Annotated in this window: 11 protein-coding genes and 1 riboswitch; of the genes, 7 read left to right on the top strand and 4 right to left on the bottom strand. The window is 42.4% G+C overall.

Annotated elements, in window-relative coordinates; all coding sequences use genetic code 11:
* Nucleotides 1–82 precede the first annotated feature (82 nt).
* From AWT60_RS06395 to AWT60_RS06380, 4 genes are all read left to right on the top strand, one after another.
* The gene (locus AWT60_RS06395) at nucleotides 83–694 is read left to right on the top strand and encodes a trimeric intracellular cation channel family protein (protein ID WP_024423463.1); all 612 of its coding nucleotides are present in this window, start codon (nucleotides 83–85) and stop codon (nucleotides 692–694) included.
* A 313-nt stretch (nucleotides 695–1,007) separates the two neighbouring features.
* Nucleotides 1,008–3,023 carry a Na+/H+ antiporter gene (locus AWT60_RS06390; protein ID WP_087976149.1) on the top strand — a complete coding sequence of 672 codons (2,016 nt, stop codon included), beginning with the start codon at nucleotides 1,008–1,010 and terminating at the stop codon, nucleotides 3,021–3,023.
* Nucleotides 3,024–3,086: 63 nt separating this feature from the next.
* The gene (locus AWT60_RS06385) at nucleotides 3,087–3,956 is read left to right on the top strand and encodes an ROK family protein (RefSeq protein ID WP_095357026.1); all 870 of its coding nucleotides are present in this window, start codon (nucleotides 3,087–3,089) and stop codon (nucleotides 3,954–3,956) included.
* Nucleotides 3,957–4,025: 69 nt separating this feature from the next.
* Complete coding sequence (locus tag AWT60_RS06380) at nucleotides 4,026–4,871, top strand: aldo/keto reductase (protein WP_024423460.1); 846 nt, start codon at nucleotides 4,026–4,028, stop codon at nucleotides 4,869–4,871.
* 39 nt (nucleotides 4,872–4,910) lie between these two features.
* Here the strand turns inward: AWT60_RS06380 and modB are convergent, their stop codons facing one another.
* The 4 genes from modB to AWT60_RS06360 all read right to left on the bottom strand — a co-directional run bounded on the left by modB (nucleotide 4,911) and on the right by AWT60_RS06360 (nucleotide 8,927).
* Complete coding sequence (modB, locus tag AWT60_RS06375; RefSeq protein ID WP_075621778.1) at nucleotides 4,911–5,576, bottom strand: molybdate ABC transporter permease subunit; 666 nt, start codon at nucleotides 5,574–5,576, stop codon at nucleotides 4,911–4,913.
* A complete protein-coding gene (gene modA, locus AWT60_RS06370) occupies nucleotides 5,576–6,352 on the bottom strand; it encodes a molybdate ABC transporter substrate-binding protein (RefSeq protein ID WP_218677040.1) in 777 nt (258 codons plus the stop codon). Before modA ends, modB begins: the two co-directional genes overlap by 1 nt.
* A 114-nt stretch (nucleotides 6,353–6,466) precedes the next feature.
* The gene (locus tag AWT60_RS06365) at nucleotides 6,467–8,317 is read right to left on the bottom strand and encodes an LTA synthase family protein (RefSeq protein ID WP_218677039.1); all 1,851 of its coding nucleotides are present in this window, start codon (nucleotides 8,315–8,317) and stop codon (nucleotides 6,467–6,469) included.
* Between the two features lie 124 nt (nucleotides 8,318–8,441).
* Nucleotides 8,442–8,927, bottom strand: a complete 486-nt coding sequence (locus AWT60_RS06360; RefSeq protein ID WP_024423456.1) for a metal-dependent hydrolase — start codon at nucleotides 8,925–8,927, stop codon at nucleotides 8,442–8,444.
* Nucleotides 8,928–9,098: 171 nt separating this feature from the next.
* On the opposite strand from AWT60_RS06360, the gene AWT60_RS06355 reads away from it, so the two are divergent.
* From AWT60_RS06355 to AWT60_RS06345, 3 genes are all read left to right on the top strand, one after another.
* Nucleotides 9,099–9,527, top strand: a complete 429-nt coding sequence (locus AWT60_RS06355; RefSeq protein WP_024423455.1) for a MarR family winged helix-turn-helix transcriptional regulator — start codon at nucleotides 9,099–9,101, stop codon at nucleotides 9,525–9,527.
* Between the two features lie 81 nt (nucleotides 9,528–9,608).
* Nucleotides 9,609–9,752, top strand: coding sequence for a small acid-soluble spore protein SspJ (gene sspJ / locus AWT60_RS06350; protein ID WP_024423454.1), 144 nt, complete (start codon nucleotides 9,609–9,611; stop codon nucleotides 9,750–9,752).
* 121 nt (nucleotides 9,753–9,873) lie between these two features.
* Nucleotides 9,874–10,052: riboswitch (Lysine riboswitch) on the top strand.
* Nucleotides 10,053–10,243: 191 nt separating this feature from the next.
* Entirely contained in the window at nucleotides 10,244–11,650 is a 1,407-nt protein-coding gene (locus tag AWT60_RS06345) for an amino acid permease (protein ID WP_041107769.1), read from the top strand.
* The last annotated feature ends 65 nt before the right edge of the window (nucleotides 11,651–11,715 follow it).

Below are 11,715 nucleotides of genomic sequence, written 5' to 3'. Positions count from 1 at the left end.
TGTATTGCTTTTCACCTGTGTCAGATATACATTAAGGGAGTAGTGTTAGATGATCAGATAAAGGTAAGGAGATAAGCGGAAAATGGCATGGGAAGTCTTAAGTATCATTGGCATTGTCGCATTCGCTATTAGTGGTGCGATTGTGGCAATGGAGGAAGAGTACGATATTCTTGGTGTGTACATTTTAGGGATTGTGACAGCATTTGGCGGTGGAGCGATTCGGAATTTATTAATTGGTCTGCCGGTGTCTGCTTTATGGTCACAGGGCAAAATGTTTACGATTGCCCTTGTATCCATTACGATTGTGTTTCTTTTTCCAAAGCTTTTGCTCAAGCACTGGAGCACATGGGGAAATTTCTCGGATGCAATCGGTTTAGCAGCGTTTGCGATTCAAGGCGCATTATTTGCTGTGCAAAGAGAGCTCCCGCTCAGTGCAGTTATTGTGGCAGCCATTTTGACTGGAAGCGGCGGCGGAATTGTGCGTGATTTATTAGCAGGACGAAAGCCGCTTGTGCTAAAAGCAGAGATTTACGCCGTATGGGCAGCCCTTGGCGGCTTATTCGTCGGACTCGGCTTAGCGCAAGGAGAGCTTGCTTTATATCTGCTGTTTGTCATCCTCGTCGTATGCAGGGTTTGTTCCTACTTATTCAAATGGCGCCTTCCCGCCAGGTCTTATTTTTTAAATAAAGGGTAAAACAAAAAAAGGGCGATTCCGCTCTTTTTTTGTGTTTAATTAGAGCTGAATATCAGCAGATGATGGAGTTTTCGTGTAAAATAAAAGCAGGGTCTTTTGTTCATCATTTGAACAATACATATGATGAAAATTTTGTCAGCTGGCTGAATATCTAGATTCAGCCTTTTTTTGCCTAGATGGATTGTTATGTGTTGGTTTCACTTTTTGCGGAATACTAAAGAAGCACTTCTGAGCGGACGGATGGATGAAATGAACACATCTTTGCATGTAAGCAAAACTTGACGAAAAATATACATAGGAGGGACATGTACTAGTGGAGATTTTTTTGGCAGTGCTCGTACTACTGGCACTCATTGCAGCATCTAATATTATCAATCGTTTTGTCCCCTTTATTCCCGTTCCGTTAATTCAAGTGGGCTTAGGAATATTGGTGGCAGCTTTTCCTTCAGGTTTACATATTTCTTTAAATCCTGAACTCTTCTTCGTTCTATTTATTGCGCCGCTGTTATTTAATGACGGGAAGCGTACCCCAAGGGATGAGCTATGGAAATTAAGAGCACCGATTCTTCTTTTAGCGCTTGGTTTAGTGTTTGCGACCGTCATTGTAGCGGGATATACCATTCATTGGATGATTCCAAGCATACCGCTTCCAGCCGCATTTGCGCTTGCAGCGATTTTATCACCGACAGATGTGGTGGCAGTAAGTGCTTTATCCAGCCGTGTGAATATGCCAAAGGGCATCATGAGACTGCTGGAAGGCGAAGGGCTGATGAACGATGCATCAGGACTTGTCGCCTTTAAATTTGCCATTGCCGCAACGGTGACGGGAGCCTTTTCAATTGCTCAGGCATCCTTTAGTTTTGTACTGATTGCAGCAGGCGGGTTATTGACTGGATTTATTCTATCCTTTTTTATCATTCGTTTTCGCTATTTCCTCCGCCGTTTAGGAATGGACGATGTCACAATGCATATCATCCTGCAAATCCTTACACCATTTGTGATTTATTTAGCAGCGGAAGAAATCGGTGTATCCGGCATTTTAGCCGTTGTGGCTGGCGGTGTGACACATGCCATTGAGCAAGACCGAATGGAAGCGAATTTAGCCAAGCTGCAAATTGCTTCATCAAACACCTGGAATATTATTTTATTTATTTTAAACGGCCTTGTTTTCGTCATACTTGGATTGCAGATTCCGGATGTTTCCACGGTCATTTTCCAGGATGAAGCCTTTAATAATATGCAGGTCATTAGTTACATCTTAATCATTACGCTATGTCTCATGGTACTGAGATTTTTATGGGTATGGCTGTTCTGGGCAGGTAACTGGAGTGTAACGAAAAAACAGAATGTGAAAAAACCAAAGCTGCGGGCTTCGATGCTGATGACATTCTCTGGTGTCCGCGGGGCTGTGACATTGGCCGGTGCCTTCTCCATTCCATTTACGCTTGCCGATGGATCACCATTTCCTGAGCGGCACTTGATTATTTTCCTCGCAGCAGGCGTCATCTTATGTACACTCATTTTAGCCAGTGTGTTACTGCCTCTTTTATCTGAGAAAAAAGACAAGCAAATCGACGTGGACTTGGATACTAAGATTCAGCATGCAAAACGGAAGCTGCTGAGAAGTGCTATTAAAACGTTAAAAGAAGGGATGAATGAGGACAACAGGGAAGTGTCTCTTTCACTCATCAATGATTACCGAATGAAGCTGAGAAATATCCAGCGTGAACCATACCAATTCGGGATGAGAAAACAAGAGCGAAAAATCAGACTGCACGGCATCAAAGCAGAACAGATGAAACTTCAACAATTAATCGATGAAGAGAAAATTGACAAGGAAGAAGCCTATGAGCTGCAAGAGAGATTTCATGAGCTGGAAATGCTGTATTCAAACTCATTCAAAATTCGTTTTTCAAAGGTGAAGTTTCTCCGCTTGCTTCAATGGCTGCAATTATGGCGGCCGAATCAGCACATTTCAAGCGGTATTTTAGAAAAAGAGGACTCGTACAAACAAATCCGTAAGAAAACGGCTGAGGCTGCGGTAGACTCGATCAAACAGCATATGACAGATGAAAACCAGCAAACGTGCCACCAAGTGATTGGTTTTTACAACCAAGTGATTTACCGCTGTGAACACGGTCCAAGCTTCTTCCAGCAAAAAGACCGTTCATTTGATCGGAAGAAAAAAGAGCTTAACTTCCAAGCTGTACAGACGATTCGAAATGAAATTCAAACCTTATATGAAGATGGTGAGATCAACCGTGATATTGCCCATCATTTAAGGGAGTATATCAATGACATGGAAGCTGTTCTGCTCACCAATACGTGATGTTGTCATCTTCTCCCCCATGTTTTATGATGAAGAAAGAGAACGAGCAGGGGGAGATCAATGATGGCCTATTATGGAGCAATTGAAGCTGGGGGTACAAAATTTTGTTGTGCAATCGGCAATGAGCATGGAGACATCTTAGAGGAAATGACGATTCCGACAAAGCACCCAGAGAAAACAATACAGCAGCTTATTCCATTTTTTAAGCAGCATGACATTGCAGCATTAGGGGTTGGCTCCTTTGGACCCATTTGTGTTCAAAAGGATGATCCTTCATACGGTTATATCATGAACACGCCGAAAGTGGAGTGGAAGCATTATCCGTTCATTCCTGAGCTTGAGAAGCAATTAGGTGGCCCAGTATCCTTTACAACAGATGTCAATGCCGCAGCACTAGGTGAATTAACAAAAGGGGCAGCCAAAGGGCTAAGCAGCTGTTTGTATATCACGGTCGGTACAGGCATTGGTGCGGGAGCTGTTGTGAAAAATGAGCTTCTACACGGCCATTCACATCCTGAGATGGGACATATCCTTATCAGACAGGATGAATCAGATCCGTTTGCAGGTGTCTGTCCGGCACATGGAAATTGCTTAGAAGGGCTGGCAGCTGGACCAGCGATTGAGAAAAGGTGGGGGAAACCTGCCAAAGAGCTTACGCAGGAAGCAGCGGTTTGGGCACTTGAAGCGGATTATTTAGCGCAGGCGCTTATGCAGTACTCTCTCATTTTAAGCCCAGAGCGCATCATCATGGGCGGGGGCGTCATGAAGCAAAAGCAGCTATTCCCACTCATTCGAGAGAAGCTGGCTGCTTATGTCAATGATTATGTGGATCTGCCGCCGCTTGATACATACATTGTCTCCCCTGGGCTTGAGGACAAGGCTGGCATGACAGGTGCGCTGCTCTTAGCCATTGAAGCGAAGAGAAACGCCTGATAATAGAGTTTTGAAGCACAACATGAGATAATGAAAGAGATGGAATCTATAAAAAAGGTGGTTGTTAAAATGGTCAAAAGCTTGAATGATACCGTAACATTGAATAACGGAGTCGAAATGCCTTGGTTTGGTTTAGGTGTATTCAAAGTGGAGGACGGCAATCAAGTGGTAGATGCCGTAAAAGCAGCCATACGAAACGGATATCGCAGCATTGATACGGCAGCTGTTTATAAAAATGAGACAGGCGTAGGAAAAGCGATTAAAGAATCTGGCGTGAAACGAGAAGACTTATTTATCACATCTAAAGTATGGAACACAGATCAAGGCTATGAAAAAGCGCTTGAAGCGTTTGACGCAAGCTTAAACCGATTAGGTCTTGATTACTTAGACCTCTATTTGATTCATTGGCCTGGACCAAATGCAGATACATTTAAAGACACATGGCGCGCACTTGAGAAGCTTTATAAAGATGGGAAAGTCAGAGCCATTGGAGTCAGCAATTTCTACATTCAGCATTTAGAAGAGCTGTTAAAAGATGCTGAGGTTGTTCCAGCTGTGAACCAAGTTGAATTTCATCCGAAACTGACACTTGTTGAACTGCGTCAATATGCAAAGGAAAAAGGCATTCAAATTGAGGCATGGTCTCCGCTGATGCAAGGGAAGCTATTAGATCATGACGTATTAAAAGACATTGCTGCACGCTACAACAAATCTGTTGCTCAAGTCATCTTGCGCTGGGATCTGCAAAGCGGTGTCGTGACAATTCCTAAATCAATCAATGAAGAACGCATTAAACAAAATGCAGACATCTTTGACTTCGAGCTTTCCAAAGAAGACATGGAAAAAATCGATGCATTAAACAATAACGAACGCGTCGGCTCAAATCCAGAGACGATGACGGTTGGGTTTGAATAAATAATAAAATCCTCTTTCTTATATGAGAAAGAGGATTTTTTACGTACTGCTTCGGCGCACAGCCAAGAGCATGATAAAAGAGAGGATCACAATACAAATCGTCCAAGCCCAAGCAAGCTCCATTCGTCCAGAATCAATTGCCACATAGATAGCGGTTGGGAGTGTTTGCGTTTTTCCTGGGATGTTGCCGGCAAACATTAAGGTCGCCCCGAATTCTCCAAGGGCTCTAGCAAAGCTGAGGACGCTGCCTGACAATAGGGAAGGCAGGGCAAGTGGTACTGTAATATAGGCAAAGACTTGGAATGAATGAGCACCATCTACTTTTGCAGCCCCTTCAATATCTGACTCAATCGTAGAAAATCCGGCTTTTGCTGATTGATACATAAGCGGGAATGCCACAACCGTTGATGCAATTACCGCCGCCCACCATGTGAAAATGACCGGCTGGTGGAAGATCCATTCAATCACGCCTCCGATCAAGCTATGCCTTCCGAATATGACGAGCAATAAAAACCCTACAACTGTTGGTGGAAGGACAAGCGGCATCATTAAAAGCGTTTCTACGATCATTTTCCCCTTAAATGAAGTTCGCGCCATCCAATAGCCAATCATTGTACCAAAAACTGTTGCCAGCAGCCCGCTCACAATGGCAACTTGCACGGACAGCCAGATGGGAGATAGGAATTCTTCAGTCAGCATGGGCATTATGTTACTTGAAAGCCGTACTTTTTAAAAATGGATTTGGCTGCTTTTGATTGAAGAAATTGAAAAAAGGACTTGGCTTCCTCTAAATGTTCTGTCCCTTTTACGATCCCTACTGGGTAAATGATCGGGGAATGCATGTCCTGATTGGCTTCAGCTGCAATCTTTACTTTTTTTGAAACGAGGGCATCTGTCTTATACACAACACCTGCTTCCACATTTCCTGTTTCTACGTAGCTTAAAACCTGCCGCACATCCTTGCCGTACACAGTGTTCTTTTTCACTTGATCCCAGATGTTCAGCTTTGTGAAAATCTCTTTGCCGTATGTACCAGCAGGAACGGATTCAGGTGTGCCAAGAGCAACCTTTCCTTTTATGTGCTCGACATCTTGAAAGCTTTTAATAGAGGAAGAGTGATCTTTTGGCACAATGAGTACAAGCTCATTTTGGATAGCATCCTTGATAAAATGTTGATCGATGTCTCCAGATTTCACAAGCTCATCAAAGGGCGCTTCAGCTGCTGAGAAAAAGAGATCCGCCTTTGCCCCTTGTGCAATTTGCTGCTTCAATGCGCCGGATGACCCGAAATTATTTGTTAATGTCACATTCGGATGCTCATCATTATAGGTGGATTCAATTTCCTTTAGTGCATCCTGAAGGCTTGCCGCAGCTGAAATGACAAGCTCAGTTTTTTTGGTTGTATCCGATGACTTCATCTCTGTTTGACACCCGCTCAGGAGCAAACAGATGGCGATGAAGGCGAAGAACGCATACTTCATGTTCACACCTCTTATTATTCAATATCATCTGTATCCTTTATTATAAGCAAACTTATTTGACCATTCATAGGCTTTCAGTAAAAAGAGAAAAGAAAAGCCGCCAGAAGGCGACTTTTAATGCTGATAAAAACGGAGCAAATTCCCATTGATCACTTTGTCTGATAAGGAAAGCTCTTTATTGGCTTTTTCGATATAAGGCTGACACACCTCATCCTGTTCAACAGGCTCTTTTGTTTTTTGATCATAGCAGGTGTTCTTTGTATAGAGATAATCATCTGTAATAAAGTTCCCGTTTCTCAAAACAGCAAAAGGCGTCCGTTCGTTTGAAAATAAGTCATTGCCAAATTGAATGGCATCCTTCGTTTCAATACCGAGTAAGTGCAGGAGTGTCGGCTTCACGTCGATTTGCCCAGCTGTTTCAGAAATTGTCTGTGGTGCTTGATCTGTGACTCCCGGAATGTAAATCAAAAAGGGAACCCGCTGCAATTTCACAGCATCAAACGGTGTGATTTCATCTTTATTGAGCAGCTCTGCCATTGCCTGATGATGTGCCTCGGATATGCCATAGTGATCCCCCATGAGAACAAACATTGTATTGTCATACAGTCCTTCTTCTTTCATACGGTCAAAAAATGTCTTAATGGCTTCATCCTGATAGCGGACGGTCGTCACATAGCGGTTTAAAATGGCGCTGGACGAATCATATTCATCAATCAATTGATCATTTGGATCGATTTCAAATGGAAAGTGATTGGTCAAGGTAATGAATGTGCTGTAATAAGGTGCCTTCAACTTTTTTAAATAATCAATGGATTGGTTAAAGAAGTCGATATCCTTTAAGCCCCAGCCAGTTGAATTCTGTTCATTGACTTGATACGAATCGACATCATAAAAGCGGTCAATCCCAAACGATTCATACATCACATCACGATTCCAAAACGTTTTATTATTCGCATGAAATTGGACGGATTGATAGTTCTTTTTTTTCAACTGCTTGTATAACGTGTCGTATTCGTTGTCACTCGCTGTGAAAAAGACAGCGCCGCTGCTAGATGGATAGAGGGAATTTGCGACAATAAACTCTGAATCCGACGTCTTTCCTTGCTCAGTCTGCTGATAAAATTCATCAAAATAAAAACTCTTTTTAGCGAGTTGATTTAAAAAGGGGGTGATGTATTGTCCATTCACCTTTTGATCAACGACAAATTGCTGGGTTGATTCGAGTGAAATGAACACAACGTTCTTGCCTTTAGCAAGTCCAAAGTACTCTTCGTTTGGTGCACTGTAATCAGCCTTTGTGTAGTTAGCTACGGTTGAAAGTGTATCTTCATCTGCAAAGGCTTTTTGTCCAATTCGCGCTGTTTGGGCAGCGCCGTCATACAGGTGGAACTGGAACAGCCCAAGGTTTCGTACAATCACTTCTCGATCATAAGAGCTTGTCAGAAAACGAGGGTGATCCATCATGGCTGAACTGACATGAAACAATAGAAAGCTGCAGCACACGGCATAATATGTTTTGATCGTCTTGAAGGAGGCTTTTGGCGCTAAAGGTTTACGTTTTAACAGCCATGCCAGTACCACGAAATCAATGAGCATCAGCAAAAACAGCGGGTGGAACAATTCTGTCATACTGCTGCCCATATCCCCCATGTTTTTCGCTTGGAATAATACAGGGATCGTAATGAAATCAATATAAAATCCATAAAAGATCGTATTCGCTATGAGAATCGCCGTCAAAATAAAATTTGCGGTCAATAAAAAAATCTTTTGCTTCTTTTCATTTAAAAAAAGAGCAATCCCAAACAAAGGGAGCAAAAAGCTAAGTGGATTGATCAAAAGCAGCCATTCATGAAACAGATTGGCCGTTCTTATGTGAAATCCGAATTGATATATGATGTATGTTTTCATCCACATGAAGAGGATGGAATACACTAAAAACCAGTGATTTTTGAAGAACGCTTTCATTTATGTAGCTCCTCATCATTCTGTATTCAGCTGCAAGGCAAAAACACTTATCTTAAACCTACTAAAAAAATGAGGAATGATCAATTCATATCCTGTGTTTTTCGGAAAAACTCTTTTTAATTCATTAGAATGGGATGGATATGCCGCAGATGACGGCGATGTAATAGCAGGTAACGACGGTAAGAGCAGCTAGTACGACTTGTTCTCCTGTGCTGCCTGTTTTGACATAGAAGGGAAGACGCACTTTAATGGAAGCTGGAAATAAAAATTTAATCCCGTTCACTGTTCCTGCATCCAGGATGAGATGACTTGCCATCCCGACTAGTAAACCGATACTTAGGCTGTCATTTGGAATGTATGTTGTCGCTAGAAAATAAATGATCAGCAAAAATAATAAACTGTGTGTAAACGTGCGATGACCGAATACACTGCTGATCAGTGCCGAGAGCAGCGGGAATTTTCTGCCGATTTTACTTTTTGTATGGCAAAGATCAGGGATCAGGGCACCAACTGATCCAGCAGCAGCCATCGTCACTGGGTCTAATCCATAATAGTAGGCAACGGCTGTAGAGGCGGCAACTCCGCCCATGATGTGTGTTTTTCCTGTCATGATGCGTACTCCTGTTCTATCTTTAGTTCAAGTACTCACTATATCAAGGGTGGATTTATTCAGCAAGGCTTATTTCTAAAGAAAAAGAGGCCAAAATGGTTGGCTGAATGGAAAAACATTCTATAATAAGGGAGAAGTCATGTTGATACTAACGATAAGGATGCGATTCGGATGGGTAATGCAGACATTTTAAAAGAAATTGTTCTTGTACATTATGAAGTCAGCCGTAAATTAAACCGCAAGTTACTTGAGTTAGAGAAAGACATCACGCCCCCGCAGATATATGCTCTTTCTATTTTGATACAAGGCAAAGTATCACATGCCGAAGAGCTGAAGCAAAGACTCTCTTTAAACCCTGGTGCAGCCTCTATTGCACTCAATAAATTATGTGAGCAGGGTTATATTCAAAGAGAACGGGACAAGGACGATTCATCACTTGTTCGTTTAGAAGTCACGGAAAAAGGGATGGCGATTTATGAAAAGCATACACGTCTTTTCGGAAAAGTGATTCAGCATATGATGTCAGACTTCACAAAGGATGATTTAAAAACCTTTCTGTCGTACTTGCAAAAAATGAGACAGACCTTTCATGATGATTGAGCCTCTTCCCTTGTATAATGCTGAGCGCTGTAGCGCAAATTAAACAGGCAACCGCATTTTATGAAAAGGGAGGAAACAGCGATGTCATTTTTCCAAAAGGATAAAAAGGCGAAAAGTGAGAAAAACCATCAGCAGGTAGATCAGCTGTTAGAGGAAGCAAGTAAAGAGCTAGCAGGCGATCCGCTTCAGGAAGCTGTACAAAAGAAGAAAAACAACCAACAATAAGCAGGTAAAGGGCAGAGAAACCGTTCTCTGCCTTTTTTCTATGTTTTTCCCTTTGACAGATGTGAGAATGTTTGATAACCTTCGTGTAGTAAAAATGAATAGAAATCCTCACGCTATGTCTCAGTGAGGTAGAGGTTGCGCGGATGATGAGTCACTCATAGGAGAGATGGAATCGTAGATCATGAGAAAAAAGGCATCAGCGCCGAAGTGTAAAGAGAGCTCCAACTTTCTTTATGCTGGGTCTGCATTGAATAAATGCAGGACTGCCACGTCTTTGAAGCGTGGAGGGCTATCCGGAGATCAAGGTGTATGTTTTGAAAAGCATGGACTTTTGTTCAGGCTTTTTTTTATGTTCTGAGTAACAAAAATAAGGGTATGCTGTGAATAAGTAATCCATGATGAACATAAAGAATGCAAGTCATTGCTTCACAAATATATCAATGAAGATACTGCCGGGTCTGGTCCAAAGTGAATAAAACGGAGGTACGGAAATGGAACAGACAAAAAAATGGGGTTTTTGGTTATTGACGGCTTTTGTCGTCGGAAATATGGTAGGTTCAGGCATCTTTATGCTGCCAAGTACGCTTGCCCAGCACGCCAGTCCTTTAGGTGTGACGATGGCATGGCTTGTCACAGGCGGCGGTGTGCTGATGATTGCGCTTGTATTTGGGCATTTGTCCATTCATAAGCCGCAGCTGACGGCTGGACCACAAAGTTATGCAAGGGCGCTTTTTAAAGATCCGAAAAAAGGGAAAGCGGCCGGTTTTACAATGGTTTGGGGATATTGGGTGGCAAGCTGGATTAGTAATGTCGCAATTATTACAAGCCTTGCTGGTTATTTAACGACTTTTTTCCCTATTCTCACCGTAAAGACTGAAGTTTTTACCTTTGGAAAAGAAGCGGTCACACTTGGCCAGCTCATGACGTTTATCGTATGTACCCTTCTTCTATGGGGAACACATACCATTTTAATCACTAGCTTAAGTGCTGCAAGTAAATTGAATTTTATTACGACCTTTTCGAAGGTGCTTGGATTCGTCCTTTTTATTGTGGCGGGATTATTTGCATTTCAAACGGCATTATTTGAACATTATTACTTCCCAGTTGAAACAGGCGGAGAAGGAGTGCTCGGACTTGGCGGCCAAATTCATCATGCGGCTATTTCCACACTATGGGCATTTATTGGGATTGAATCAGCTGTCATTTTATCAGGAAGAGCATCCTCACAGCGTGATGTGAAACGTGCGACGATTACAGGTCTTTTAATCGCACTTTCGATCTACATGATTATCACATTGATTACAATGGGCGTTCTGCCGCATGATCAATTGCAAGGCTCTGACAAACCATTCGTGGATGTGCTTCAGCTTATTATTGGGCCAGCTGGCGGAATTGTCATGGCACTGCTGGCGATTATTTGTTTGTTTGGTTCGATGCTTGGCTGGATTTTACTTGGTTCAGAAGTACCGTATCAAGCAGCAAAGGCTGGTGATTTTCCAGCAGTTTTTGCAAAAACAAACAAAAAAGGAAGCCCTGCTTTCGCTTTGACTGTTACAAATATTATGTCACAGCTGTTTATCTTCTCTGTGATGTCACGTACGATTAATGAAGCTTTTACTTTTTTAACCACATCAGCGACACTTGCGTATCTTATTCCGTATATTGTGTCTTCCATCTACAGCTTTAAGGTCATCATGCAAGGTGACACATATGAGCTTCAAAAAGGAAATCGAACAAGAGACGGTATCATTGCACTTGTTGCGATGGGATATTCAGCTTGGGTCATTATTTCAGGAACAGCCGACTTGAAAACTTTTGGTCTTGGAATCGGTCTATTCTTAGTGGGTATTTTGCTTTATCCACTCATGTCAAAAGGATTTGCCAAAGAAACGGTATAAGATAAGGAAGACGTTTCTCCATCTCTGGAGAAACGTTCAGCGTGTAGACAAACCCTCGCATTCGG

The sequence above is a fragment of the Bacillus sp. F2HM genome, from assembly GCF_019266135.1.
GTDB classification, from domain to species: domain Bacteria; phylum Bacillota; class Bacilli; order Bacillales; family Bacillaceae; genus Bacillus; species Bacillus safensis.
Note: the sequence above shows the minus strand (reverse complement) of the source record. Positions and strands in the feature narration are given on the sequence as shown.

Bases quoted from the DNA above. Each gene is read 5' to 3' on its own strand.
- AWT60_RS06395 (WP_024423463.1), top strand. From the start codon at position 83: ATGGCATGGGAAGTCTTAAGTATCATTGGCATTGTCGCATTCGCTATT.
- AWT60_RS06385 (WP_095357026.1), top strand. From the start codon at position 3,087: ATGGCCTATTATGGAGCAATTGAAGCTGGGGGTACAAAATTTTGTTGT.
- AWT60_RS06380 (WP_024423460.1), top strand. From the start codon at position 4,026: ATGGTCAAAAGCTTGAATGATACCGTAACATTGAATAACGGAGTCGAA.
- modB (WP_075621778.1), bottom strand. From the start codon at position 5,576: ATGCCCATGCTGACTGAAGAATTCCTATCTCCCATCTGGCTGTCCGTG.
- modA (WP_218677040.1), bottom strand. From the start codon at position 6,352: ATGAAGTATGCGTTCTTCGCCTTCATCGCCATCTGTTTGCTCCTGAGC.
- AWT60_RS06365 (WP_218677039.1), bottom strand. From the start codon at position 8,317: ATGAAAGCGTTCTTCAAAAATCACTGGTTTTTAGTGTATTCCATCCTC.
- AWT60_RS06360 (WP_024423456.1), bottom strand. From the start codon at position 8,927: ATGACAGGAAAAACACACATCATGGGCGGAGTTGCCGCCTCTACAGCC.
- AWT60_RS06355 (WP_024423455.1), top strand. From the start codon at position 9,099: ATGGGTAATGCAGACATTTTAAAAGAAATTGTTCTTGTACATTATGAA.
- sspJ (WP_024423454.1), top strand. From the start codon at position 9,609: ATGTCATTTTTCCAAAAGGATAAAAAGGCGAAAAGTGAGAAAAACCAT.
- AWT60_RS06345 (WP_041107769.1), top strand. From the start codon at position 10,244: ATGGAACAGACAAAAAAATGGGGTTTTTGGTTATTGACGGCTTTTGTC.